Source organism: Streptomyces sp. NBRC 110035, from assembly GCF_000829695.1.
GTDB lineage: Bacteria > Actinomycetota > Actinomycetes > Streptomycetales > Streptomycetaceae > Streptomyces.
Genome location: NZ_BBNN01000023.1, coordinates 130,530 through 156,909, shown reverse-complemented (window position 1 = coordinate 156,909; position 26,380 = coordinate 130,530). Strand labels below are relative to the sequence as shown.

Sequence of the window (26,380 nt, the reverse complement as noted above, 5' to 3'; positions counted from 1 at the left end):
CCCCGTGCCTACCCGGGTGTGCCACCCCCCACCCCTGCCGGCGCCCTTCTTCTCTCACCGGGACCGTTGCCGGCCGCCGCGGTCGCCGCGGTCGCGCAGCGGGCCGAGCAGGGAGGCCGCCGCGGCCTGCCAGGTGTGGCTCTCCGCGAGTTGCTCGCGCAGACGTGCCGCCCGGTGGAAGGCCGCCCGGCGGTCGCCGAGGACGCGTTCCACCGCCTGGCTCCAGCGTTCGGCGTCCTGCTCACCGCCCCGGGTCTCCACGACGTGGTGTGCCGCCTCCTCCCGGCCCAGGGTCTCGCGGAGCAGCAGACCGATTCCGCTGGCGTCGCTGACCAGGACCGGTGTGCCCGCGGCGATCGCCTCCGCGGCGGACAGGCCGAAACCCTCGCTGCGGGAGGGGAGCAACACCAGACTGGCGGACGTCAGATCGGACGCCAGGACACGGCTGTCGGTGCGGTACGGCTTGATGTGCACGGTCAGGTTGCCGCTGCCGGCGTGCCGGTCGATGTGCTCGCGCAGTTCGGCACCGGACTGACCGGGCGCCAGGCCGCGGACGACGAAGTCCAGTTTGCGGTCGGCGCAGGTCCGCCGCACGAACCGGCCGAGCGCCTGTGCCGCCAGGTCGAGGCCCTTGAGCCGGACGTCCTCGGCGCGGCCGAAGACGAGGACCGCCGGGTCTCCGGCCGGCACCGGCCGCGGTTCGGCTGCCCAGGCACCGGAGCGTGTCCCCGCTCCCGCGTCGAAGCCCGGGTGGACGCAGAGCAACGTGGTACTGAACGGCTCCTGCCCGGGGAAGTGCCGGGCGAACTTGTTGTGCAGGAAGGGGCCCACGACCGCGGCGTGGTCGGCCGACCCGGCCAGCGCCAGTTCGACCTCGGTCCGCTCGTCGGCACGCTGCGCGGGGTCGTCCGCGCGGTCCTCCTTCAGGAACTCGATCTCGTACGGCAGCATGTGGATGATGTGTACCAGCTGGGCGTCCCCGTAGTGCTGGTCGCGCAGCAGCTGGGCGGCCGGGCCGGTGACGCGGCCGTGGCCCAGGATCACGTCGGGCACCACGGGCAGCTTCTCCGGTCTGCGCAGCAGGGACAGGTCACCGGTCCACACCGGCGGCACCTGCGCCTCGACCAGGTGCACGCCGTGCCGTTTCGCGTCCGCCTCCTCCTCCCGGCCGGCCCTGGGCACCAGGCAGTACACCTGCGCTCCGGCGGCGGCGAGGGCCCGGCACAGGCAGCGGTTGAAGGTGCTCAGGCCGCCGAGGCGCGACGCCCACTCGGTGGCGACCGCGAGGACCCGCAGCGGGCGGGAGGGCTCCGGGTGCCCGAGGCCGTCGTCGCCCCCACCGGGCGACGGTGCGGGTCCCCGGTACCGGTGGGCGCCCTCCAGCCAGCCGGGGTGCCGCGACACCACCAGCAGGTGGCCGGGTTCCGGCGGCACCAGGCCCGCCAGCAGCCCGGGGCCGGCCGCCCCCTCGAACACGATCAGCCGGCGCGGCAGGTCCGCGAGCCGGGCGAAGAGCGCCTCGGCCACGGCGCCGGGCTCTCCGTCCACGGTCAGGCCCAGCCGGCCGGCCAGTTCGGCGTACGACGTCCTGACCTCGTCGGCGTCACCGGCGTCCACCCACCAGATCAGGTCGTACTGGCTGCCGAAGCGGGCCGCGTACTCCCGGGCGACGTCGACCGCGTCGACGCCGTCCGGGCCGCGCCCGAACGACAGGGACGCGAGATGTGTGGTGTTCAGCTGCAGCCTGAGCTGCTGCAGCAGCGATTCCCGGTCCGGGACGCCGGGCGGGTCGGCCGGTACGTTCGACACCCGCGGGCCCGTGCCGGTGCCCGGCAGACGGGGTGGCGTGCCGGTGCCGGAAGGAGGCCCGGCGGGCCGTCGGGGGCGGCGGACCGGGCGGTGCTTCCGGCCGGGCTCCGCCGGCCCTCCGGGGCGACGGGCCGGGCCGGGAGCCTCGGGACGCTGCTCCGGCATGCGGCGGGGAACCGGACGCGCTTCGGGGGTGCCCGGGACGCCGCCGTCGGCGGCCCGCCGGGCGCGGTCGCGTTCCGCCTCCCGGGACACCGCCTCCAGGACGGCGAGAACCAACTGCTCGGAGGCCTCTTCCTCCGGCAGTCCGAAGATCTGCAACCGGTGGATCGAGTGCAGTTCGGGCGGCAGGCCGGCGACGGGCAGCGGTTCGACCTCCACCGGCAGCAGCCGCTGCCGTGTCCCCGCCGCCGCGAGCACGGTCGTCCACTCGGTCCGCGCGTGCGGCGACGTCAGGTAGTCGGGCGAGAGCAGCAGGACCAGCACGCCGTTCCCGGCCGCGGCGGCGGTCAGCCGTTCGTCGAAGCGCTCGCCCGTGCGCCAGTCCCACAGGTCCAGCATGACCCGGATCCCCTGCTCCTGAAGGGTCCAGGCAGTCCACTCGGCCCAGGTCCGGTCCGGCCCCGCGTAACTGATGAACACCTGCCCCTCGGCCGTGTGCGCCGTCCCGTCCCTCATGCCCGCTGCTCCTCCCCCAGTGCACGGGCCCAGTCACCGAGCACCGGATCGACGTCGGTGACGAGCGTACGGCCGCCTCCGCGCAGCACCGTCACATGCCCGTTGTGCGCCAGGTCGGCGAGGAACCGCTCGGCGACCAGGACGTACGTGCCCGCCGCCTCCGCCAGTTCGGCCGCGTCCCGGCCGTGGGAGCGCTCACCGGCGGGCCGCTGCCGGCCCGCCAGGGCGAGGAGCAGCCGGCTCTTGGCCTGCTCCAGGTCGGGTACGGCCCGGGGCGCCGTCAGGCGGTAGCCCCGTTCGGTGAGTTCGCACCACGCCACCCGCTCCCCGGCCTGCGCGCACCGCGCCAGTCCGGCCTTCTCGAGGCGGGCCAGCGTGCGGACCGTCCTCGCCGTGTCCGGCTCGGCGTCGCGCAGGGCCGGACCGACCTCGGACCAGGGCAGCGGGCCCAGCGTCCCCTCCCGCAGCGCCACGGTCATGATCCGCTGGAGGACGGCGACCTCGGCGTCCGCGAGCCCCGGGAAGGCGGGCCGCCCCGGTGCGAGCGGTACGTGCGCCGTGGGGGCGGGTGCGGGTGACTGTCCGGCGCCCGGGTACGGGCGGTGTCCCCGCCGCGGCCTGACGGCGGGGCGCGGGTCGACGCCGTACAGCTGGTCGGCGATCCGGCGGGCGGCGGTGGCCGCGCCTTCGTGGCTGCGGGGGCAGGAGAGCGGCTTGAGGTGGCTGAGCGGCGACGGTGCCTGCACCCCGTCGAGGAGCACGGGGATCAGCGTGCGCCGGTCCCGGATGCGCCGGTGCGCGGTCGCCTCCAGCTGCTCCCGCAGCCAGGGCTTGCGGTGCCACAGCGGGGAGACGACCAGGACGAAGCAGTCCGCCTCGTCCATGCCGTCCGTGAACACGGTTCCGGTCAGGCTGTCGCCGAGCCGGAGATCCCAGAACTCCACCCACGCCCTGACCCCTTGTGCGGCCAGCTCCCGGGCGAGGGGTTCCACGAACGCCTCCCGGTCGTCCGCGCTGTGTCCGACGAAGACACGCGGCACCGGCTCCGCCGCCGCGGTCACAGCGGCGCCTCTCCCAGCACCTGCTCCAGGCCCTTCACCGCACGGTCCAGATGAGCCCACTCCTCCTCGACCAGGGCCATGGTCGCCGCATCGGGCCGCTGGGCGCTCAGGCCCGCGCGGGCCTTCTCCAGCTCCTCCAGCCAGGGGGCCTCCAGCATCGCGGCGATGCGCTCGGTCGCCTTCCCGGCGGCCTCGCGCCGCTCGGCGCGGCGGTTCTCGGCCTGTTCCGCCAGCTTGCTCTGAATGAGGTCGCGGATCTCGGACACGGCGATGACCAGGAGCTGCTCCCCGAAGAGGGTCACCGAATCGCCCCCCGCGGCATCCCCGGCCGCCGGACCGTCGGGTGCCGTGTCACCCGCGGGAGGACCACCCGTCGCCGGGTCCCCCGCCGTCAGCGGATCCGCGGGGTCGGAAGTCCCCGGTACGGGGCCGGGGGACCCGCCGGCACCTCCCTCGGGAGCGTCGGGGCCGTCGCGGCCGGGCGCGTCGGACACGTCGGGTGCGCCGGGCAGGGGGAGCAGGGCGTAGGCGTAGGGGTCGGACCCGTCGGAGGCCTGGCCTGTGGTCGCCGCGTCCCGGCCCTGGCCGGTCCCGGGGTCCGCCGCCCCGTCCCGCTGCTCCAGGACCTCGCCGATCCGCTCGCGACGGCGCTTGCCCAGCTCGTGCTGGACGATGTGGGCAAGCGGGCCGAGGCCCAGGACGACGGCGGTCGTGACCTCCGGGACGGCGGACCGGGAGGCGGGGACGGAGGTGTCACCGGCGGTGGCGAGGACGGCGCGAACGTCGTCGATGCAGGCGAGGAACGCCTGCGTCCCCGGAACGGTCCGCACGGTCATCGCCTCCGCCCTGCCCTGGAGCGCGAGTTGCTGCGCCTTTCCGGTCCAGCGCGCCTGCCAGCCCCGTACCGCGGTGGCCAGACGCTCGCGGGCGGCTTCCTCCGCCGACCCGGCGGAGGCGGCCGAGTCCGCGGCGCGCAGCAGTTCCTCCCGGACGGCGGCGCGCAGCTCCACCCGGCCGGCCTCGCGCAGTTCGTCGAGCCGGTTCTCCAGCAGGGCGAAGCGGGTGTCCACCCGCCGGGCACCGTCGCGGGCGGCCCCGGCCCTCTCCCGCTCGGCCCGCGCCGCCTCCAGCGCGCGGACCGCGGCCCGGCACCAGTACCGCACCCGGGTCTCGGCCCGCAGCTGGGCCCTGCGCCCGGGCAGTGTCCGCAGGGCCCTCCACAGGGCCTCGACGCCGTCGTGGCCCCCGAAGGACAGATAGTGGTCGCGGCGCAGGTCAGCCGGGCGGATCGGGGTGCTGAGGCCGTAGTAGTCGGCCACCACGACATGGAGCTCCGGCAGGTGCCGCGCGTCCATGTGGGCGCCGAGCTGCTCCCTGAACTCCCCGCGCACGGCCTCCACCTCGTCGGCGAACTCCTCACTGCCCGGCTCCTTCCCCCACCGGTCGGCCTTGCAGACCACCGGCAGCAGGGCGCCGACGGGATACGGCCGGGGGCGGTCCGGGTGCACGGCCGTGCCGGTCACCAGCGGCAGGACCTCCCCGGCCGCCCCGCCGAACAGCCTCCGGCCGAGGACCAGCAGCAGCGCGTCGGCCTCCAGCAGGGCGGCCACGGCCCGCTCCGTGTGCAGGGGGTCGCCCGCCTGCACACCGGGGGTGTCGACGTAGCGCAGCCCGGCGGAGCCGACCCCGCCGGCCTCGTAGGTCTCCTTGCCGCCGCTCACGGTCGCCCACGCGGGAACGGGGGTGCCGTCCTCCGCCAGCAGGCGGCGCAGCAGGCTGGTCTTGCCCGCGTTCTGCGGGCCGTAGAGCACCACGTTCACCTCCGGGTCGGCCTCCCGGGCGGCCCACGTGCCCGCCACGGCGGCGGCCGCACGGTCGCCCATTGCCTCCCGGACGGCGGCCCGGGCCCGGTCCGGCCAGTCGGCCGGGGTGCTCCTGGTGTTGTCGGCCGCGTTCATCGCCTTCCGCCCTTTCGTCCGTCCCCCGTGGGTGCGCCGGCCCCGGCGGGTTCGCCCAGCCTCAGGCGCGCCCCCTCGATGGCGGCGGTGCACCGCTGCGCGCGCCGGCGGGTGCGCGTGAGTTCCTCCAGCAACTCGCCCTGTTTCCGGGTCAGCTGCACGGCCAGGGCCTCCAGCCGGCCGCACACCTCCTCCACGGCGCCGCAGCCGCCGCGCACGCTCTGCGCCCATGCCTCGGCGGACCTCCGCATGGTCTCGGTGAGCCGGACACGGAACTCCTCCAGCTCCTCCTCCCGCTTGCTCTGCGTCATGAGGGCGCTGATCATGCTCACGGCGTTGATGATCTTGAGGATGACGCCGACGTCGTGCACGCCCCCCAGCAGTCCGTCGAGCTCCCCGGCGTCCAGTGCCACGTCGTACTGCGCGGCCAGGGCGACGAGGTCGTCGGCGCGCAGTTCGCCGGCCGGGGCGAGACCGACGGAGGCGTTGACCAGGAGGTCGCCGCTCCAGACCCGCAGCGACTCCGCGGACAGGAACGACAGGTCGACGCGGTTGCCGTCGTCCGGGAACGCCGTGGCGTAGGCCGGTGAGGCGGCCCTGCGCTCCACGGCGTTCGCCACCGACGTCAGCCAGGCCTGCGCCGCCCGTTCGCAGCCGGCGCGGTGCCGCTGCCACCCGCCGGCGAACTCCTTGTCCGTCGTCCAGGATTCCAGCCGCCGGCCCCGGGCCTCGCGGACCGGCGCGTCCACGCCCTCCTCCAGCGTCTCGTGGACGAGACGGGTGGTGAACGCGACCGCCAGGCGCTCGGCCCCCTTGGTCATCGAGGCGACCACGCCCCGTCCGGTGCGGGCGCCCGCCACCGCCTCGTCGGCGAGCCGGCCGACCTCGACGATTCTGCGCTCGATGTCCTCCGCCTGCTCGAGGGCCCCGGCCCGCAGCACGCCCAGACGGGCGGCGCCGCCGTGCAGCAGAGTGACGTCCCCGGCGTTCGGCTCCAGGGTGAGGCGCAGTTCCCGTACGGACGCGGCGAAGTCCCCGAAGCCGTCCCACGCGCGGAAGTCGTCGTAGTGGCGGCTGTGGGCGGCACGCAGGCCGTACGGGGCCGCCGCCATGGACACGATGTGCTCACGGTGCGACGCCCGGCCGCCGGGGGCGATCCGCTCGAGCGCGGCGGCCAGTTCCTTTTTCGCGCGTCCGACGTGGGCGCGCAGGTCGCGCGCGTCGCCGGCGACCGCGAGCCGGTCGATCTTGTTGATCACCCACAGGGTGCGGCCCTGCTTGCTGAAACGCCCCGCCTCCGGCGCACCCCGCAACAGGAGCAGGAGGTCGGCACGCTCTCCGACCAGCATGAGGGGGGAGAAGAGATGGATGACGGCGGCTGCGTCGGCGAGGGCCGTGCGGGCGGCCTCGGAGTGGCCCTCCCGCCCGCTCTGGAATCCCGGCGTGTCCACCAGGACCAGATCGCCCCACTCGTAGGGCACCACCCGCCAGGTCTCGGGGCCGGCGGCACTGGTCAGCGATTCGGGGACGGGCAGGCCCGACTCCACCAGCAGGCGGTGGACGAACGCCGACTTCCCGGTGCTCAGGTTTCCGGTGACCGCTATCCGGGGCCTCGGATCGGCGGCCAGCGCGTCCAGTTCGGCCAGCAGTCCGGCCGCGTGGGGGTCGTCGTCGAACCACCGGTGCAGTTCCGCGAGCCACTGCCGGCCGGCGCCGGGTGCCGGGCCGTGCGGGCCGCGCCGGAACACCGTGCGCAGCCGGTCCAGGACGTTCGGTGCGAGGCCGGGCGACCGCCCGTTGCGGCGGCCCTCCGCCGCCCCGCCCCCGGCCAGGAGGTTGTGCGGGTCGTCGCACCAGTCGGAGCCGAGCCAGAGCCGGTCGGCCCCGGCGGGATGGGTGACGCCCGCGGCGGCCTCGGCGCGCCCCACGGCCTCCGCCAGGATGTCGGCGGCGTCGCGGCCCTGCGGCAGTTCCTCCACCGTTCTGTTCAGCAGTGCCCTGTCGCGGGAGGCGGCCCCGGCGATGCGGCGCAGCGCCACGGCCTGCCGGACGAGCGGCCCCACCTCGACCAGTACGGCCTGCCGCACGAGGGCCACGCAGTGCGCGGCGACCCGCTCCCGCACCGCCTCGGTCTCCTGGTACACGGCCTCGCGCGCCTGCTCCAGGTACTCGCCCCGGGCCTCGTACCGGCGTTGCTGACCGCGCCGCAGACCGAACCGGGCGGCGAGCCGGCCGCCTCCGGCGACGACGGCCAGTCCGGCCGCGGCGATCCAGCCCACCGGGGTCGTCAGGAACAGCAACGAGGCGGCGGAGGCACCGACCGACAGCAGGCTCGCTCCCGCGCTGGTGTAACCGGCCAGGCAGCCGAACGTCCGGTACCCGGACCCCGCGTCGCCCCTCACCTCCCTTCCGAGGCCGTCCACCCGCGCGTCCACCCGCGCGAGTCCCGCCCGGAGGTCGGCGACGACCAGGCCGAGGCGGCTCTCGACATCGGAGGTGAAGGACGCGAGCGACTTGTCGATCACCGCGGTCAGCTCGTCGCTCTTGAACACGGCCGCGTTGAAGTCCTCCGCGGACAGCGGCTTGCGCTCCCGGAACGCCGTGTCCACCAGTTTCTCGGCGCGGGCCTCCAGGGTGAGGCGCAGCTTGCCGAAGCCGGAGGTGAGCAGGTGGTCCAGATGGACGCGGGCCCTCCCGCGCGCCGGTGCGGGGAAGGGACCGCCCCGCAGCTTCTGCAGCTCCCGCAGCTCGCGCAGAACCCTGGCCAGGTCCGCGTCGGCGTCCTCGTGCCGCCCCGGCACGTCCGCCGGGACTCCGTCTCCCCCGCCGGGAACCGTGCCGGGCCCGTCGGCGGTGTCGGTTCCGGGTGGCAGGAGGTCCTCGGGGAGGCCCAGTTCCTCCAGCAGTTCCTCCAGCCCCGTCTCGATCGTCCTGGCGCCCTCGAGGGCCGGCGCGGTCAGCACCCGGTCGAGTTCGTCGGCTATCCCGCTCAGTGCGCCGGCCGTCTGCGTCAGCAGTCCGCCGTACCGCAGTTGCGCCGCGCCGCTGCCGACGGCCTCGGTGAGGAGGGACTCCAGGACGGGCAGGTTGGAACGCCTCAGCAGCGTCGTCCGGCCCGCCCGGCGCATGTTCCGGATGCTGTTCCCGTCCTTGCCCCGGTACGGGTCGGCGGCCCGGGCCGCGACCGCGCGCTGGGCGCTCAGCGCGACCACGGGGACCTGCGGGAGCCCGAGGGCCGCGAGCCACTCGCGGATGTGCGCGGCGTGCTGGGCCACGGTCGTGGACAGGAAGACCCGGACGTCCCGCTCGGCGATCGCGTCCGTGTCACGCCAGACCGGCACCTTGCAGTTCAGTACGACCACGGCCGGCTTGCCGTAGGCCAGGACCCACTGGGCCACCTTCGTGAACTCGCCCTCCAGCTGGCTGTCGTCGTCGAAGCACAGCAGCACGACGTCGGCCACCAGAACCGCCTGCCTGGCCGCCTCCTCCAGGTGCCGGTTGTCGCCGTCACGCCCCCAGCCGTTGGTGCCGGGCGTGTCGAACAGCCGCAGGCCCGCCCACCGGACCTCCTCCACCTCCGTCGTGTGGTCGGGACGGCCCGGGGAGATCCGTGCCCCGTCACCCCCGGTGAGCGCCTCGACCAGCGAGCTCTTGCCGGCCCCGGTACGGCCGAAGAGGACGACGTTGAAGGTGTCCAGCGCCCGTAACCGGCCGCCGGCCAGTTCCCCCACCAGTTCGACGGCCCGGCGCCGCAGTCGGCGCTCCTCGGTGTACAGGGCGCGCTGTTCCTCCGTCAGGGCCGCGCCGTCGGACAGATCCGTCGGCCGGCCCACGGTCCGTTCCACTTCCCGCAGCCCGGCCGCCAGCTCCCGGGCCAGCGGGGCGCTCTCCGCCACCGCCCGCGCCGCGGCTGCCGCCAGTCTCGACTCGTCCATGTCCGCCTTGCCCCCCGTCCGACCAGCCGACCATGCACCACACGCAGCCTCTTCGTGCCCCATCGCAGGGAAAAGCAACCCAGTTAGCGGCTCATGCGGTATTAGGACTTTTATCCGGTGGCCGGGCGGGGACCAGCCCTCGACCGTCGGCGGTTCAGGAATGAAGGGACGAGGCGGGGTGGGGAGGGTCATGGGACCCGTGCGACGCGGGCAGCCGACGAGGTGCGCGCGACCGCGTCGCTTCCCCGCACCCGCGCCGGGGCGGTCCCATCGGCCTGCGCGGTCTGTCAGGGAAGCGGGTCGGGCGTGACCTGCCGGATGGCGACAGGCTCCGAGCGGGGCGTGATCATGTAGAGGAACCCTCTGGTACCGGAGCGCCCCGCCCCGTCGCCGCGATCGTCAGGAATCGTCCCCCGGCACCTTCGCCCGCCCCCGTCCCACCTGGGTCCGTACCGCGCCCATGCTCGCCGCGATGACCAGGGCGATGGCGGCGGCCTCGGTGAGGGTGAGGGCCTGGCTGAGGACGAGGAAGCCGGCGGTCGCGGCGATGGCCGGTTCCAGGCTCATCAGGACGGCGAACGTGGAGGCGGGCAGGCGGCGCAGGGCGAGCAGTTCCAGGGTGTACGGGAGGACGGAGGAGAGCACCGCGACCGCCGCGCCCAGGGCGAGGACCGTCGGGTCGAGGAGCTTCGCACCGGACTCGGCGATGCCCAGCGGCAGGAACAGGACCGCCGCCACCGCCATGGCGAGGGCGAGCCCGTCGGCCTGGGGGAAGCGGCGGCCGGTCCGCGCGCTGAAGACGATGTAGGCCGCCCACATGACACCGGCGCCCAGGGCGAACGCGGCGCCCAGGGGGTCGAGACTGTCGAAGCCCTTGCCGCCGAGCAGGACGACGCCGGCGAGGGCGAGTCCGGCCCACAGGAGGTTGATCGCGCGGCGGGAGGCGAGGACGGAGAGGGCGAGCGGGCCGAGCACCTCCAGGGTGACCGCCGTGCCGAGGGGGATGCGGGCGGCGGCCTGGTAGAAGAGGCCGTTCATCCCGGCCAGGGCGATGCCGAAGGCGATCACCGTGGTCCAGTCGGCGCGCGAGTGGCCGCGCAGCCGGGGCCGGCACACCACCAGCAGCACGACCGCGGCCACCAGGAGCCGCAGCGTCACGACGCCGAGCGCACCGGCCCTCGGCATCAGCGTCACCGCGAGCGCCCCGCCGAACTGTACGGATATCCCCCCGGCGAGCACCAGCCCGACCGGCCCCAGGGAGCCGCGCCCGCGCGGGGCGCCCGCCGCTTCCGGCGCATGCCCCGGAGCCGCCCCGGGGACGGCGGCCGGGGTGGACGGGCTGGCAGCACTCGACGTCGTCACGGCGCCTTCCTCGGGCTGGGCGAAGGGAGCGGAGGGCCCCTTCGGCAACGTTGCATCGCGGTGGACTTCCCGGTCCAGGGTATGACCTTGGTCAGCACCGTGACACGCCTACGTACCTGACGATGAGTCCCCCGCCCCGCCCGGGTCAACTCCGTCCGTCATGCGGACCGAGTACCTCCGGGGCATCGGGGGAGCAGCCGGGGCGGGGCGGGAAGGAGAAGTCGCTCGGCGACGACGTAGCGGGTGCCCTCGTCCTCCTCCTGCTCCTGTTCGGACAGGTCCCCCCGTACGCCCGCCGGTTCGAGGGCCTCCCGGACCCGCAGCACCATGGCGTCGCCGAGGTAGTGGTGGTGCAGGTCGAGAGCGCGCAGGTGGGTGAGCGGCTGACCGCTCGGCAGGGCCGCGGCACCCTCGTCGCCGAGCGCGCCCATCGACAGCCCGAGGGACGCGAGCCGGGCCACCACCGGAGCGTGTGCCACCGGACGGAGACGCCCCGTCCGGGAGGTTCCGGCCGAGGCGTCGGAGGTGTCGATGGGCGAGGGGCGGGCACCAGGGAGGGTACCGTCCCCACCGGCGAAGCCCTTCTCCGCCCCGCTCCTACCTCCCGAGGCCCCGTGCGACGACTTCTTGCCCGTCTCTGGCGACTTCTGCGCCCCGTTCAGAGCCGCGTCATGTGGTTCCTGAACGCCAAGTTCGTGGTCGGGGTGACCGGCGTCGTGCGCGACGGCGAGGGGCGGGTCCTGCTGCTCCGGCACCGGATGTGGCCACCGGGCCGACAGTGGGGCCTGCCGAGCGGCTTCGCGCACAAGGACGAGGACTTCCGGCAAACCGTGGTGCGCGAGGTCAAGGAGGAGACCAACCTCGACGTGGAGGCGGGCCGCCTCGTGATGCTGAACAGCGGTTTCCGCACCCGCCTGGAAGTGGCCTACGAGGCCCGCCTGTTGGGCGGCGAGCTGCGCATCGACCCCTTCGAGGTCCTGGAGGCCCGCTGGTGCCGCCCGGACGACCTGCCCGAGGACGTCCAGCCGGTGTGCCTGCCGCTGGTACGGGGCGAGACCACGCCCTGACGGCCGCCGCCGTGCCCACCGCACCGGCTGGTCCGAGCACCCCCGGGACGGATCAGCCGCGAGTGCTCACGGTTTTTCCTCCAGTGCCTCCTCCAGTGCCTCCGCCAGCACCTCCGCCAGGTGCCTCCCCCGCGCCCCCGCCAGTTGCTCCAGCTGCGTCCGGCACGAGTAGCCGTCGGCCAGGATCACCGCCCCGTCCGGTGCCTCCCGTACCGAGGGCAGGAGCTGGTCCTCCGCGCAGGCCACGGACACCTCGTAGTGGCCCTCCTCGAAGCCGAAGTTGCCCGCCAGGCCGCAGCAGCCGCCGGACAGTTCGCCGGTGAGGCCGGCGGCCTCGCGCAGGCGGCGGTCGGGGCCCTCGCCCAGGACCGCGTGCTGGTGGCAGTGGGTCTGGCCGGTGACGGGGCGGCTCAGGTCCGGCGGGGTCCAGTCGGGAGCGTACTGCTCCAGGGTCTCCGCGAAGGTGCGGACCCGCGCGGCGAGCCGTGCCGCGCGGGGGTCGTCGTGCAGCAGTTCCGGTGCGTCCGTGCGCAGGGCCGCCGCGCAGCTCGGTTCCAGGACGACGACCGGGGCGTCCGTGGCCAGGACCGGCTCCATGAGGTCGAGGGTGCGGCGCAGCACCGCGCGGGCCCGGTCGAGCTGGCCCGTGGAGATGTACGTCAGCCCGCAGCAGACCCGGCCCCTGCGGGCCGCCAGCAGCCGGAGCGCCGACCGTGAGCGGCCGTCCCCCACCGGGCGCCCGTCCGGTCGCAGCGTCGGAGGCAGGGCCACCCGCAGACCCGCCGCCTCCAGAACCCGTACGGCGGCCCGGCCCACGGAGGGCGAGAGGTGCTCGCTGAAGGTGTCCGGCCACAGGACCACCAGGGTTCCGTCGCCGCCGGGAGACACGGCGGTTCCCCGCCCCCGCCACCACTGCGTGAACGTCTCCCCTGCCACGCGCGGGATCTCCCGCTCCCCCGCGATCCCGCCCAGCCGCTTCGCCACCCGGGCGAGCGGGCCCACCGAGGCCAGGGCGTTGACCACCCCCGCCGACCTGGTCCGCGCCACCCAGCCCAGCCACACCGGCAGCCGTCCCATCGCGTGGTGCGCGGCCGGGCGGCGACGGCCGGCGTAGTGGTGGTGGAGGAACTCGGCCTTGTAGGTGGCCATGTCGACCCCGACCGGGCAGTCCGAGCGGCAGCCCTTGCAGGACAGGCACAGGTCCAGCGCGTCCCGCACCTCCGTGGAGCGCCAGCCGTCGGTCACCAGCTCGCCGGCGAGCATCTCGTGCAGCAGGCGGGCCCGGCCGCGCGTGGAGTGCTCCTCCTCACCCGTCGCCCGGAAGGAGGGGCACATCACCGTCGGCCCCGGCGCCGAGGCCGTACGGCACTTGGCGACGCCCACGCAGCGGCGGACGGCCGCCGAGAAGTCACCGCCGTCGGCCGGGTACCCGAAGGCGACGTCGACCGGCTCCCTCGGCAGGACGGAGAAGCGGAGGTTCGCGTCCAGGGGCTCGGGGCGCACCAGCATCCCCGGGTTGAGCAGGTCGTCCGGGTCCCAGACGCCCTTCACCCGCTCGAAGAGGGCCATCATGTCCGGGCCGTACATGCGCGGCAGCAGTTCGGCGCGCGCCTGCCCGTCGCCGTGTTCGCCGGAGAGCGATCCGCCGTGGGCGACGACCAGGTCGGCGAGTTCCCCGGAGAAGCTCCGGAAACGGGTGATGCCCGGCGCGGTCAGCAGGTCGAAGTCGATCCGGACGTGGATGCAACCGTCCCCGAAGTGCCCGTACGGGGCGCCGCGCAGCCCGTGGGCTGCCAGCAGGCCGCGGAAGTCCCGCAGGTAGGCGCCGAGCCGGGCGGGCGGCACCGCGCAGTCCTCCCAGCCGGGCCAGGCCTCGGTCCCGTCCGGCATCCGGGTCGCCGTGCCGCTCGCGTCCTCCCGGATGCGCCACAGCGTGCGCTGCCGGGCCGGGTCGGTGACCACGAGGGAGTCCGAGACGTCCGCCGCGCGGACGATCCTCTCCGCACGCGCGCGTGCCTCCCCTTCCGTGTCCCCGCCGGTCTCCACGAACAGCCAGGCTCCCCCGCGCGGGAGGTCCGCCGCGGACGGCACCAGGTCGGCCGCCATGCCCTCCACGGTCAGCGGCCCGTGCTCCAGCAGGCCGGCCGCCGCCTCGGCGGCCCCGGTCTCGTCGGCGTACGCCAGCACGGCGAGCGCACGCGCGCGGGGCGCCCGTACGAGATCCACGACCGCTTCCGTCAGTACGCCCAGCGTGCCCTCCGAGCCGCAGAGGGAGCGGGCGACGTCGGCGCCGTTCTCGGGCAGCAGGGCGTCCAGGGCGTATCCGGAGATACGGCGGGGCAGCTCGGGGAAACCGGTGCGCAGGCGGGCCGGTTCGCCGCCGACCAGCTCCCGCAGTCCCTCCGGCGCCCCGGCCCATCCCCGGCCGGGGCGCAGTCGCTCGCCCCGCGGGGTGACGACCGACAGTTCGCGGACGCTGTCCGCCGTCGTGCCCCAGGCGACGGAGTGCGAGCCGCAGGAGTTGTTGCCGATCATGCCGCCGAGGGTGCAGCGGCTGTGAGTGGAAGGGTCGGGGCCGAAGCGCAGACCGTGCGGGGCGGCGGCCTCCTGGAGCCGGTCGAGGACGAGGCCGGGCTGGACGACGGCCGTGCGGGCCTTCGGGTCGAGGCTCAGCAGACGGTTCATGTGACGTGTGAAATCGAGCACCACGCCGAAACCGGTCGCCTGCCCCGCGATCGACGTGCCGCCGCCGCGCGGCACCACGGGGACTCCGTGCGCCCTGCACACCGCCAGGGCCGCCGCCACGTCGTCGGCGTCCCTCGGGGACACGACACCCAGCGGCACCCGGCGGTAGTTGGAGGCGTCCATGGTGGTGAGCGCCCTCGCGGTGGTGCCGAAATCCACCTCGCCACGCACGTCCGCGCGCAGCCCGGCCCGCAGTTCCCGGAGATCCGTCATGCCTTCAGGATGCCCCCGTACGGGCGGCCCCGCGGTGACCGCGCGGCCCGCCGGTCGACGGCGCGCTTGTCCCGGGGTCAGGTCAAATCCTGGAAACGGAACAAGAACCTTCCCAAATGGATCACGAACTCCCCTATAGTGACCGCGGGTTGTGCACCCGTGACGGCTCCTGTTCGTACAGTGGCGTTCGAGCGGGGGCCGGGCAGTCGAGCACGTGGACGGCCGCTCGCGTGCGGCCGAGCACGTGGTCGGGCGGATACACGGGCGAGCGGGTGCCCGGCGACCCGGGTGCCGGACAGCCGTGGGCTGCCGGAACCGCCCGAAGGCCGCGCAGACCGAACGGCGCACGACCACGAACGGACCGCGGACCGACCGAGGACACGACCGAGGACCTGACTGATGACCTCCCCCCTGCTCCCCGGCGACCGGCCCACGCCCCGCAGCCTGCTGCCCGTCCCCCTGCTCACCCTGGTGCTCGCCGCGGGCGCGGTCGCCGTCGCGGTGACGCTGGGACCGGAACCCGCACGCGGCGCCGTCGGGACCACCGGGACGGTGGCGGCCCTGCTGCTGTGTGCGGCGGTCACCTGGGCCACCCACGCCGTCCTGTCCGCGCGAGCGCTCCGCACACGGCTGGGAACGGCCAACGCGGACGTCGACCGGCTGATCCAGGAACGCACCCGGCAGGCCGAGGAGTACCGCCGCCAGCACGAGCGGCTGACCGGCGAACTCACCCGGGAACGGGCCCGCCTGTCGGCCGAACTGGACCAGGAGCGGGCCCACCTCGCACAGTCCCTGGCCGCGGAACGCGATCGCCTGAACGAACACCACGACATCGCCACCGCCCGGTTGGCGCAGGAGCACGCCGCCGAGCGGGCACGGCTCACCGACGACCACATCGCCGAACGGGCCCGGCTCACCGAGCAGCACACCGCCGAGATCACCCGGCTCACGGACGACCACGCGGCCTCGCTCGCGAGGCTCGCCGACGAGCACGCCGGGGAACTGCGCCGACGCGAGGAAGAACACGCCGTCCACACCGCCGCGTTGTTCCAGGAGCACTCCGCCGAGCGCGACCGGCTCCGCGAGGAACGTGACCGGCTGGGCGAGGAGCGGGAGCGGCTGTCCCGGGACCGGGACCGCCACATCGACGAGAACGCCCGGCTCGCCGTCCGGCTGCGCGAGGCCAACAGCGCCCGCGCGGCCGCCCTGTCCGCGACCGCCAACGCGGCCGGCCGGATGCAGGCCCTGTCCACGGGCATGCTCGCGGACCTGCGCGCGATGGAGGACAAGCACCACGACGAGGAGGTACTCGCCGACCTCCTCCACCTCGACCACCGCACCGCACAGGCGGGCCGGCTCGCCGACTCCGTCGCCGTCCTCACCGGTGCCCGTTCCGGGCGCCGCTGGGCCCGGCCGATCAGCATGGAGTCGATCCTGCGCGGCGCCATGGGCCGGATCAGCGGCTACCGGCGGGTCCGCGTCCACTCCGCCGCCGACGTCGCCGTCGCCGGGCACGCAGCCGAGGGCGTGATGCACGCGCTCGCCGAACTCCTCGACAACGCGGCCAACTTCTCGCCGCCGACCGCCGAGGTCCACGTCTACGTGGAGGAGGTACCGGCCGGGGTCATCGTCTCGGTCGAGGACAGCGGGCTCGTCATGGGCGAGGCCCAGCTGCGGCGCGCCGAACGCGCGGTCGCCGGCGAGACGGCCGGGCTCGGCGGCCTCACCGGCACACGGCTCGGCCTGGCCGTGGTGGGCCGGCTGGCCCAGCGGTACGGACTCCGGGTCTCGTACCGCCCCTCGGCCCGCGGCGGCACGGGCGTCCTGGTGCTCGTACCGCAGGACCTCCTCGTACAGCAGGACGCGCCCAAGCCCTCGCTCCCCCGCACGACGGTCCCGGCGGCCCGTACCGCCACGGCGACCACCACCGGCAGCGGCACCCCGTCCGGCACCGCGACGCACACCCGGTCCGTCCAGCCGCCCACCGCCGCCGAGCCGGAGACCCCCGTGGCCGGGCAGCCGCGGACTCCAACGGCCACGGGCCCCGGGCCCTCCACCGCGGACGGCCTACCGCAGCGCCGTCGCGCCCGACCGGCCGGCACACCGGCGGCCCACCCCGCCGACGGGACGGCCCCGGAGACGGACCGCAGCACCCCGCACGAGGGACCCGGCACCCAGGAGGTCCGGGACGTCCGGGACACGCACGCCGTGCCCCGGACGGAGACGGACCGGGAGACGCCCGGTCCCTCCTCCACGCCCAGCCACTCGTACGCGGCGTCCCGCGCGGCGGCCGACCTCGACCCCGACCCGGTGCCCACCCACGAGTCCCCGGGCACCGGCAAGGCCACCGGCGCCGACGCGGACACGGCCGAACCCCCGCTCGTCCTCCCCCGCCGCAGCCGCGGCCGGACCCTCGCCGAGGCCGAGCGCGCCCGCTCCCAAAACCGTACCGCCTCCCCGCGCCAGGCGCCGTCCGGCGCCGAGGAGACGAAGGCCCGCACGGCCCGCTTCAGCAGCTTCCGCCAGGCCGTACGCGCCACCCCCGCACACGGCACGGCCACGCATGCCACGGTCACGGACGCAGCCCCGGGAACCGAAGCCGTCGAAGCCACCGGAGGCGCCCCGTCCGGGGCCGCCCCGCACGCCACCCCCACCACTCCCGCGACCCCGGAAGGCGACACCACCTCATGACCGGCACGACGACCGCCGACGAGAAGCTCACCTGGCTGATAGAGGGCCTGCTGGAGCGCACACCGGGCGCGCGGCACGCGCTCGTCCTGTCCAGGGACGGCCTGAAACTGTGCCGCAGCCCCGAACTCTCCGCCGACCAGGCCGACCAGCTCGCCGCGATCGCCGCGGGCATCCAGTCGCTGTCGCACGGCGCGTCCGTGGAGTTCGGCGACGGCAGCGGAGGCGTCCGCTCGGCGATGACCGAGTTCTACGGCGGCGTGCTGTTCATCGTGGAGGCCGGCCAGGGCGCGCATCTGGCCCTGGTCACCAGCGAGGACGCCGACGCCGGGCTCATCGGGCACAACATGAGCGAGCTCGTGGAGCAACTCGGGGACCACCTGACCGCTCCCCCGCGCAGCTCATGAGCAGGCCGGGCAGGGACGACGCACCCGATCGTCTGTACACCGTCACAGGCGGGCGCAGCCGGTCCGGGGCCGACAACCCCTTCGACCTGGTCACCCTGGTCGTCGCCGAGTGCGATCCGGTGCCCGGCATGCAGTCCGAGCACGCCGCGATCCTGCGGCTGACCGAACGGCCCACGGCGGTCGTGGAGATCGCGGCCGAGCTGAAGCTGCCGGTGAGCATCACCCGCGTCCTGCTCGCCGACCTCCAGGCGTCGGGTCGCGTCAGCGCCCGTCACCCCCGCAAGGCGGCCCTACCCGACCCCGACATCCTGGAGCAGGTGCTCGTTGGACTCCGCAACCTCTGAGACGTGTACGCCGTCCGAGACACGTACGCCGCTGGGCGCGTCGGCCGACAACGGCCTCAAGATCGTGGTCGTGGGCGGCTTCGGTGCCGGCAAGACGACGATGGTCCGCTCGGTGAGCGAGATACGTCCGCTCAGCACCGAGGAGACGATGACCAGGGCCGGAGAGGCCGTCGACGACATCAGCGCGGTGAGCGGCAAGACCGCGACCACCGTGGCGTTCGACTTCGGCCGCATCACCCTGGACCGGCACAACGTGCTGTACCTGTTCGGGGCACCGGGGCAGGAGCGCTTCTGGTTCCTGTGGGACCGGCTGTTCTCGGGCACGCTGGGCGCGGTCGTCCTGGTCGACACCCGGCGCATCGACGACTCCTGGTACGCCATCGACCGGCTGGAGAAGCACGGCACGCCGTTCATCGTGGCCTGCAACGACTTCGGCGGTCCCGCCTTCGCCCCGCAGCAGATCCGCGAGGCACTCGACCTCGACCCGCACGTACCGCTGGTCACCTGCGACGCGCGGTCCCGGGAGTCCAGCAAGCTGGTGCTGATCACGCTGGTGGAGCACGTCCAGGCCCTCTACGCCGACCAGGCCCGAGTCTCCCGTCAGGAGCTGGTGTGAGCCCTGCCTCCGTCCCCAACGTCGTCCGCTTCGGCGGCCCCCTGCTCCAGAACGACCCGGCCGGGGCGTACCGGAAGATGCGGCGCGAGCACGGCAGCGTGGTCCCGGTGCTGCTCGACGGCGGCGTACCGGCCTGGCTGGTGCTCGGCTACCGCGAACTGCACCAGATCACCGGGGACCCGGTGCTGTTCAGCCGCGACTCCGAGCTGTGGAACCAGTGGGACGTCATCCCCGACGACTGGCCGCTGCTTCCGATGATCGGCCGTAAGCAGCCCTCCATCCTCTACACCGTCGGCGAGCGGCACCGCGAGCGGGCCGGGATGCTGGCCCACGCGCTGGAGGCGGTGGACCCGTTCGAACTGCGCGGGTACACGGAGAGGTTCGCCGACGAACTGATCGACGGCATCTGTCCCCAGGGCTTTGCCGACATCATCGGCGAGTTCGCGATGCTGCTGCCGGTACGCGTCCTGGCCCGGCTCTACGGCTTCTCCGACGAGCAGGGGCCGGCGCTCGTCACCGCCCTCAACGACATGATCGACGGGCGGGAGCGGGCGCTGGCGGGGCAGACCCACCTGTTCACGTCGATGACCGAACTGGTCACCGCGCGCAGGAAGGAACCCGCCGAGGACGTGGCGTCGCGGATGCTCGCCGACACCGCCGGGTTCACCGACGAGGAGATCGTCCAGGACCTGATGGTGATGATGGCGGCCGGGCACCAGCCGACCGCCGACTGGATCGGCAACTCCCTGCACCTGATGCTGACGGACCAGCGGTTCGCCGCGTCCCTGTTCGGCGGCCGCAACAGCGTCGCCGAGGCGATGAACGAGGTGCTGTGGGAGGACACTCCCTCGCAGAACGTGGCCGGCCGCTGGGCCTCCCGCGACACCCTGCTGGGCGGCCGCCGCATCCGCGCCGGCGACCTGGTGCTCCTCGGCCTCCAGGGCGCCAACTCCGATCCCCAGGTGCGGCCCGACGGTTCGGCCCTGACCGGCGGGAACAGCGCGCACTTCTCCTTCGGCCACGGGGAGCACCGGTGCCCGTTCCCGGCGCAGGAGATCGCCGAGGTGATCGCGCGGACCGGCATCGAGGTGGTCCTGGACCGGCTGCCGGACATCGACCTCACGGTGCCGGCCGCGTCCCTGACCCGCCGCCCGTCGCCGTGGCTGCGCGGGCTGTCCGAACTCCCGGTCACGTTCACACCCACTCCCGCCCACGGAGGCTCGCACCCATGACGGCTGGTACGGACACACAGACACCCGCGCCCGGCACCGGGGGGAACCCGATCCCCCTGGACCCGTTCGTCACCGATCTCGACGCGGAGAGCGCGGCGTTACGGGCCGCGGGCCCCCTCGCCCGGGTGGTGCTGCCGGGCGACGTGCCGGTGTGGGCGGTCACGCACCACGCCGAGGCGAAGAAACTGCTCACCGACCCCCGGGTGGTGAAGGACATCGGCGTCTGGGGCGCCTGGCAGCGCGGCGAGATCGCGAACGACTGGCCGCTGATCGGACTGGCGAACCCGGGCCGCTCCATGCTGACCGTGGACGGCGCCGACCACCGCCGCCTGCGCACCCTGGTCGCCCAGGCGCTCACCGTGCGCCGGGTGGAGCGGATGCGCGAGCGGATCACGGAGCTGACCGAGGGCCTGCTGGACCGGGTGGCGAAGGAGCGGGGCCCGACGGTCGACCTGAAGGCCCTGTTCGCCTACCCGCTGCCGATGTACGTGGTCGCCGACCTGATGGGGCTCGCCGAGGAGCGGCTGCCGCGGCTGAAGGAGCTGTTCGAGAAGTTCTTCTCGACGCAGACCCCGCCCGAGGAGGTCGTCGCGACGCTGACCGAACTGGCGCAGATCATGACGGAGACGGTCGCGCACAAGCGGGAGAACCCCGGCGACGACCTGACGTCCGCGCTCATCGAGGCGTCCGAGAACGGCGACCGGCTCACCGACCAGGAGATCGTCTCCACGCTCCAGCTGATGATCGCGGCCGGTCACGAGACGACGATCTCGCTCATCGTCAACGCGGTGGTCAACCTCTCCCTCCACCCCGAACAGCGGGCCCGGGTGCTGTCCGGCGAGGTGGGCTGGTCGGCGGTGGTCGAGGAGACCCTGCGGTACTCCACGCCCACCTCCCACGTACTGATCCGCTTCGCCACCGAGGACGTACCGGTCGGCGACGCCGTCCTCCCGGCCGGGGAGGCGCTGATCGTGTCGTACGCCGCGCTCGGCCGGGACGAGCGGGCGCACGGCCCGAGCGCCGGCGTCTTCGACATCACCCGTGAGAGCGCCAACCGGCACATCGCCTTCGGGCACGGCCCGCACGTGTGCCCCGGCGCGGCCCTGTCCCGCCTGGAGGCGGGCGTGGCCCTGCCGGCCCTGTACGCGCGCTTCCCGAAGCTGGACCTGGCGGTCGGGGCGTCCGCACTCCGCAACAAGCCGGTGGTCACGCAGAACGACCTGTACGAGCTTCCGGTCACGCTGGGCTGACCCGCCCGGGGCCGCACCGCTGGACGGACGTTTCCCGCCCGTCCAGCGGTGCGACCGCCCCTCGGATCCGCGTCTCAGCCGACGGACGAGGTTTCACCGGGGTTTCCCGGAGCCGCTAGGCTCCCGTCGTGGCTGAGATCCGGATTCCTGCTGACATCAAGCCCGCCGACGGTCGTTTCGGTGCGGGTCCCTCCAAGGTGCGGACACAGGCGCTGGACGCGCTGGCCGCGACCGGCACGTCCCTGATGGGCACCTCCCACCGCCAGGCCCCGGTGAAGAACCTGGTCGGCGAGGTGCGCGAGGGCGTCCGCGAGCTGTTCCGGCTCCCCGACGGCTACGAGGTCGTCCTCGGCAACGGCGGCTCCACCGCGTTCTGGGACGTCGCGACCCACGGCCTGATCGAGAACAGGTCGCAGCACCTCGCCTTCGGCGAGTTCAGCTCCAAGTTCGCCAAGGCGGCCAGGCTCGCCCCGTGGCTCGCCGAGCCGACCGTCGTCGCCGCCGACCCGGGCACGCACCCCACGCCCGCCGCCGAGGCCGGCGTGGACGTCTACGCGTTCACGCACAACGAGACCTCCACCGGCGTCGCCATGCCGATCGAGCGGGTGCCCGGCGCCGACGAGGGCTCCCTGGTCCTCGTGGACGCGACCAGCGGCGCCGGCGGCCTGCCCGTGGACATCGCCGAGACGGACGTCTACTACTTCGCCCCGCAGAAGTCCTTCGCCTCCGACGGCGGCCTGTGGATCGGCGTGTTCTCCCCGGCCGCGATCGAGCGCGCCGAACGGATCCACGCGTCCGGCCGCCACGTCCCGGAGTTCTTCTCCCTCCCCACGGCGATCGACAACTCCCGCAAGAACCAGACGTACAACACCCCGGCGCTGGCCACCCTGTTCCTGCTGAACGAGCAGCTGAAGTGGCTCAACGGCCAGGGCGGCCTGGACTTCGCCACCGGCCGCACCAAGGACTCGTCGACCCGCCTGTACGGCTGGGCCGAGGAGTCGAAGTTCGCGACCCCGTTCGTCACCGACCCGGCGAAGCGCTCCCAGGTCATCGGCACCATCGACTTCACGGACGAGATCGACGCCGCCGCGGTCGCCAAGGTGCTGCGCGCCAACGGCGTCGTCGACACCGAGCCGTACCGCAAGCTCGGCCGCAACCAGCTCCGCGTGGCGATGTTCCCGGCGGTCGACCCGGCGGACGTCGAGGCCCTGACGAAGTGCGTGGACTACGTCATCGGGCAGCTGTAACCGTCCCCCGGCACAACGACGCAGGGCGCCCGGCGGTGATCCGCCGGGCGCCCTGCGTGTACCCGATGCCTACGCGAACTGGCGGAGAAAAGCCTGCCAGCTCTCGCGGGAGACGGTGAGCAGGGGGCCTCCTTCACACTGCTTGCTGTCACGGACGGCCGGGCCGCCTGGGGCCGTTTCGGCGACCTCGACGCAGTTGCTCTCCGCCTGGGAGTAGGACGACTTCCGGAAGGGGCCTATAACCTCGGTCACGATGCGTCTTCCTTCAAACTCCGCAGTACGCTCCGGATGAGCCTCGCGCTCGCGTCCGGCGCCAGTGCCGACGATCGTAGTAGGTCGTACATATTGGCGTAAGCGGTGAGGTCTTCCGAACCCTCGAGGACCGACGTCCCTCTCAGGTTCTCCAGGGCCACCGCTTCCACCACCGGCTCGGAGTCGAAGCTGAACGTGGAAAAGGCAGACGTCACCGCTCCGAGCACGCCCGTACTGGACGGCAGCACCTGCACGGTGACGTTCTTCCGCTGGGCGATCTCCAGGATCGCCGCGAGTTGCTCCCGATGAATCTCGACGCGCACCAGCGGACGTGCGACGACTGACTCCCAGAGGATGGCGGAGTAGGTTGCCCCACCCTCCTCGATCTTCGACTGCCGCGCCTCCCGGACCTTCAGCAACTGGGCAACCCGGTCCGGGGCGATGCAGTTGGGGCTTCCCGCCGTGATCTCCTCGGCATAAGCCGGGGTCTGCAAAAGCCCTGGGACGAGCACCGGTTGCCACTCCCGGATGTACGTCGCGTCGTCCTCCAGCGCGATGTGGTCGAGGTAGTCCGGGCGCAGGTGCGCCGCGTGCTCCAGCCACCAGCCGCGTTTCTTGGAGTGCTTGGCCAACTCCTCGAGTTTCGCTCGCGCTTCCGGGTCCGTGACCCCGTACGCGTCCAGCAGCAGCCGCACCTCGATGACGCGCGCGGTGACGTGTCCGGTCTCAAGTCGGCTGACTCTGGCCTGGCTTGACGCGATGACCTCGGCGGCCTGCGGCTGGTCGAGCTTGGCGGCCAGCCGGTACTGCCTCAGCGCCGTACCCAGGCGCCTGCTGCGCACCGTCGGCCGTCCACCTGCGGGCATGAGACCTCCCTCGTCCGAACGCAACGATGCCGCACGGGCCGTCAGCTCCGAAATTCCATCACTCGATCGAGTGGACAACTGAATGCATTCACTTGAGAGCATTGCATCCGCCCTGATTTCAGCCCTACCTTCACGCCATGCCCTCAACCGAAACCTTCCGCATCCCCAGCACAGGCGACACGTGTCAGCGGCTCGGCGGCGTTTACGCGAAGCCCTCGCGGACTGGGGCGTCGCGGAGGAACTCACGGACACCGTCGTCCTGCTGACGAGCGAGCTGGTCACGAACGCCGTGCTCCACTGCCGTGTCTCCTGCGCGCAGGTCCGCGTCACCCTCACCCTGGACGGAGCCGAACTGGTCCTCGAGGTCACCGACCCCGACCGGGACCGGCTCCCCCGGCCGCGCCGCCCGGCACCCGGCGGAGAAGGCGGACGCGGACTGATCCTCGTGGAGGCGCTGGCCGACGCGTGGGGATGCGGGCAGGAGCCGTACACGAAGTGCGTGTGGGCCCGCTTCACACTCCCGGAGACAACGAGGGCTCATGCTCCGGCGACTTCTTGACGCACTCCCCCGTCGGCGCTCCCGGAGCGCGCCGCTGAACGAGGTGAACGACCGGGACCCCGAAGATGAATCCAGTGAGGGCTGTGGCGAAGTCCTACCGGCGGTTGTCACAGCACTGGCTTCCCGACCACGGTACCGATGGCATCGTGTGGCTCGACACGGATGGCGCCCAGAAACGCAGAAACCCCCGGCACACCGGGGGTCTACGAGAGCAAGATCCTTTGAGTGCTCTCCAAAAAACACATAGGACCTCGACCGCCCAGTGTCGCGCCACCTGAGCCAGACAGCAAGCCATCCAGCCACCGTGTGGACACGTGACCGAAAGCTCCCCCTCCGTGAGGGCCACTTTCCCCGTAGAGCCGGAAATCCGCAGGTGGAAGCACCAGCTGCCCCATACAGGCAGCGTATCGGCGACGGGTGAATCGGACCTTTCCTGGAACTCACGCCCCCTGGCATCAGTCGTACGGCCTGCGTCGGCAGGAAACCCGGCACCGTGTCCGGAATACTGTGCCGGGTCCTGATCAGACGTCGCTCACATCGCCTCGCAGCTCACGCCCGGTACGCTCCCGCCGCCGGGAGTCCCCCCGAAGCCGAAGCTCGCCGACGCACCCGCCGCGAGCGCTCCGTTGTGTCCGGCGTTGACGGCGGTGACCGTCGCCCCGGACTGGGTGTAGGAGGCGTTCCACATGCTGGTGACCCGCCGGCTCCCGCTCCAGGTCCACGTCACCTTCCAGGAACCCAGCGGCACGGTCCCGGTGTTGGTGACCTTCACCTCGGCGTTGAAGCCGCCGCCCCAGTCGCTGCTGACGGTGTAGGCGGCGGCGCACTCGGCCCCGTCACCGGGGTCGCCGGGGTCACCCGGATCGCCGGGGTCGCCCGCCGCGAATCCCGGCGCCTTGATGCCCGCGAGGTACCCGTCCTTCACCGTGTCCACGGTCGTCCAGTCGTCCTTGAGGATCCCCCCGGTGTCACCGGAGTTGGGGTTCCAGGACCAGAAGGTCCAGTGGAAGCTGTCGGCCCCGTGCTCCGGGGTGGACCGCAGGTACGACACCAGTGCGGACAGCCACCGCTGGTCCACGCCCGACTGGAGGGTCGTGCCGAACTCGCCGAGCCAGACCGGGGCGATGTCCTGCTTGAAGACGTAGCCCCAGTACCTGTCCCAGATCCCCGGCATGTTGGCGGGGAAGGAGGGGTCTTCGAACCAGGGCTGCCGGCCCACGCTGGTGGCGTAGTCGTGGGCGGAGTAGACGAGCCGGTCCGGCACGTCCAGGCGGACCGGGTGCTCGGCGACGCCCATCAGGTTGCCGCCCCACCAGCCGTTGACCCCGTTGTACGACTGCACGCCCTCGACGAAGACCAGCAGTTCGGGGTTGACGGACAGCACCGCGTTGCCGGCCCGCTCGGCGGCCAGCCGCCAGTCGCGCGCCGTGTCGCCGCAGCCCCAGCAGGCGGGGTCGCGGGGCTCGTTGTGCAGGTCGATGCCGATGACGGTCGGGTCGCCTGCGTAACGGGCGGCGAGTGCCTTGAGGTTGGTGATCCACGTCGCCTCGGGGACCGCGTCGGTGTACCAGAGCGCGGACTGGGCTGCCGCGTCCGGACGGTGCCGGTCGAGCACGATCTTCAGGCCCGCCCGCCCCGCGTGCGCCACGATCCGGTCCAGCACCTGGAGCGAGGTCAGGCCCCGCAGGTCGGTGTTGATGCCGTCGTGGCTGATGCTGTCGGGCAGGGTGCCCGGCCTGAGGATGTCGTCGCTGTAGGGGACGCGGACGGTGTTGTAGCCGAGGGACCTGATCTGGTCGAGCATGCCCTTGTAGTCGCGGGCCCACAGGCCGTGGGCCACGTGGACGTCGGTCTCGAAGCCGAACCAGTTGATGCCGGCGAGGCGTACGGGCTGCCCGGACGCGTCCAGGATCCGACGGCCGTCGGTGTGCCAGTACCCTTCACCGGCCGCCGCCGTACGGGCCGTGCCGTCGCCCGGCTCCGCCGCGCCGGCCGACTGCACACCCGCCAGCGGTAACAGGAACGCCGCCACGGCCACGCACAGCGCTCTTCGCAAGCTGCAGAACATGTCGCTGCTTCCTCTCGGAGGGG

The 26,380-nt window shown here is 73.5% G+C and carries 18 protein-coding genes and 1 pseudogene; 9 read left to right on the top strand and 10 right to left on the bottom strand.

Annotated elements, in window-relative coordinates; all coding sequences use genetic code 11:
• Positions 1-54: 54 nt before the first annotated feature.
• From TU30_RS32860 to TU30_RS13605, 6 genes and pseudogenes are all read right to left on the bottom strand, one after another.
• Positions 55-2,487 (bottom strand): TIR domain-containing protein, encoded by a 2,433-nt coding sequence (locus tag TU30_RS32860; RefSeq protein WP_052479793.1) that lies wholly within the window; start codon positions 2,485-2,487, stop codon positions 55-57.
• A complete protein-coding gene (locus TU30_RS32855; RefSeq protein ID WP_052479792.1) occupies positions 2,484-3,548 on the bottom strand; it encodes a toll/interleukin-1 receptor domain-containing protein in 1,065 nt (354 codons plus the stop codon). Before TU30_RS32855 ends, TU30_RS32860 begins: the two co-directional genes overlap by 4 nt.
• On the bottom strand, positions 3,545-5,506 hold the full coding sequence (locus tag TU30_RS13620) for a GTPase domain-containing protein (protein WP_042169108.1): 1,962 nt from the start codon (positions 5,504-5,506) through the stop codon (positions 3,545-3,547). The genes TU30_RS32855 and TU30_RS13620 overlap by 4 nt, the downstream gene beginning before the upstream one ends.
• Positions 5,503-9,441 carry a GTPase gene (locus TU30_RS13615; protein ID WP_042169105.1) on the bottom strand — a complete coding sequence of 1,313 codons (3,939 nt, stop codon included), beginning with the start codon at positions 9,439-9,441 and terminating at the stop codon, positions 5,503-5,505. The genes TU30_RS13620 and TU30_RS13615 overlap by 4 nt, the downstream gene beginning before the upstream one ends.
• A gap of 399 nt (positions 9,442-9,840) precedes the next feature.
• The gene (locus tag TU30_RS13610; protein WP_042169102.1) at positions 9,841-10,803 is read right to left on the bottom strand and encodes a DMT family transporter; all 963 of its coding nucleotides are present in this window, start codon (positions 10,801-10,803) and stop codon (positions 9,841-9,843) included.
• A gap of 158 nt (positions 10,804-10,961) precedes the next feature.
• A pseudogene (locus tag TU30_RS13605) lies at positions 10,962-11,354 on the bottom strand (hypothetical protein); the annotation flags it as partial.
• Between the two features lie 63 nt (positions 11,355-11,417).
• Here TU30_RS13605 and TU30_RS13600 point away from each other — a divergent pair.
• Complete coding sequence (locus TU30_RS13600; RefSeq protein ID WP_042169099.1) at positions 11,418-11,870, top strand: NUDIX hydrolase; 453 nt, start codon at positions 11,418-11,420, stop codon at positions 11,868-11,870.
• 66 nt (positions 11,871-11,936) lie between these two features.
• On the opposite strand, the gene TU30_RS13595 is transcribed toward TU30_RS13600, so the two are convergent.
• Entirely contained in the window at positions 11,937-14,828 is a 2,892-nt protein-coding gene (locus tag TU30_RS13595; RefSeq protein ID WP_042169096.1) for an FAD-binding and (Fe-S)-binding domain-containing protein, read from the bottom strand.
• A gap of 399 nt (positions 14,829-15,227) precedes the next feature.
• Between TU30_RS13595 and TU30_RS13590 the strand changes: the two genes are divergently transcribed.
• The 7 genes from TU30_RS13590 to serC all read left to right on the top strand — a co-directional run bounded on the left by TU30_RS13590 (position 15,228) and on the right by serC (position 22,612).
• Entirely contained in the window at positions 15,228-17,519 is a 2,292-nt protein-coding gene (locus tag TU30_RS13590; protein ID WP_042169095.1) for an ATP-binding protein, read from the top strand.
• Positions 17,516-17,923, top strand: a complete 408-nt coding sequence (locus tag TU30_RS13585; RefSeq protein ID WP_042169093.1) for a roadblock/LC7 domain-containing protein — start codon at positions 17,516-17,518, stop codon at positions 17,921-17,923. Before TU30_RS13590 ends, TU30_RS13585 begins: the two co-directional genes overlap by 4 nt.
• Positions 17,920-18,267, top strand: a complete 348-nt coding sequence (locus tag TU30_RS13580; protein WP_042169091.1) for a DUF742 domain-containing protein — start codon at positions 17,920-17,922, stop codon at positions 18,265-18,267. Before TU30_RS13585 ends, TU30_RS13580 begins: the two co-directional genes overlap by 4 nt.
• Entirely contained in the window at positions 18,248-18,883 is a 636-nt protein-coding gene (locus TU30_RS13575; protein ID WP_042169088.1) for an ATP/GTP-binding protein, read from the top strand. Before TU30_RS13580 ends, TU30_RS13575 begins: the two co-directional genes overlap by 20 nt.
• Positions 18,880-20,115: a cytochrome P450 gene (locus tag TU30_RS13570; protein ID WP_042169087.1), complete on the top strand. Its 1,236-nt coding sequence runs from the start codon at positions 18,880-18,882 to the stop codon at positions 20,113-20,115. The genes TU30_RS13575 and TU30_RS13570 overlap by 4 nt, the downstream gene beginning before the upstream one ends.
• The gene (locus TU30_RS13565; protein WP_042169085.1) at positions 20,112-21,365 is read left to right on the top strand and encodes a cytochrome P450; all 1,254 of its coding nucleotides are present in this window, start codon (positions 20,112-20,114) and stop codon (positions 21,363-21,365) included. Before TU30_RS13570 ends, TU30_RS13565 begins: the two co-directional genes overlap by 4 nt.
• Positions 21,366-21,493: 128 nt before the next feature.
• A complete protein-coding gene (serC, locus tag TU30_RS13560) occupies positions 21,494-22,612 on the top strand; it encodes a phosphoserine transaminase (RefSeq protein ID WP_042169083.1) in 1,119 nt (372 codons plus the stop codon).
• 69 nt (positions 22,613-22,681) lie between these two features.
• Here the strand turns inward: serC and TU30_RS13555 are convergent, their stop codons facing one another.
• Both TU30_RS13555 and TU30_RS13550 read right to left on the bottom strand, forming a co-directional pair.
• Entirely contained in the window at positions 22,682-22,864 is a 183-nt protein-coding gene (locus tag TU30_RS13555) for a DUF397 domain-containing protein (protein ID WP_042169081.1), read from the bottom strand.
• Entirely contained in the window at positions 22,861-23,730 is an 870-nt protein-coding gene (locus TU30_RS13550) for a helix-turn-helix transcriptional regulator (protein ID WP_042169079.1), read from the bottom strand. The genes TU30_RS13555 and TU30_RS13550 overlap by 4 nt, the downstream gene beginning before the upstream one ends.
• Before the next feature lie 181 nt (positions 23,731-23,911).
• On the opposite strand from TU30_RS13550, the gene TU30_RS13545 reads away from it, so the two are divergent.
• The gene (locus TU30_RS13545; RefSeq protein ID WP_234307856.1) at positions 23,912-24,289 is read left to right on the top strand and encodes an ATP-binding protein; all 378 of its coding nucleotides are present in this window, start codon (positions 23,912-23,914) and stop codon (positions 24,287-24,289) included.
• Between the two features lie 532 nt (positions 24,290-24,821).
• Here the strand turns inward: TU30_RS13545 and TU30_RS13540 are convergent.
• Entirely contained in the window at positions 24,822-26,357 is a 1,536-nt protein-coding gene (locus TU30_RS13540) for a cellulase family glycosylhydrolase (protein WP_042169077.1), read from the bottom strand.
• Positions 26,358-26,380: the final 23 nt, after the last annotated feature.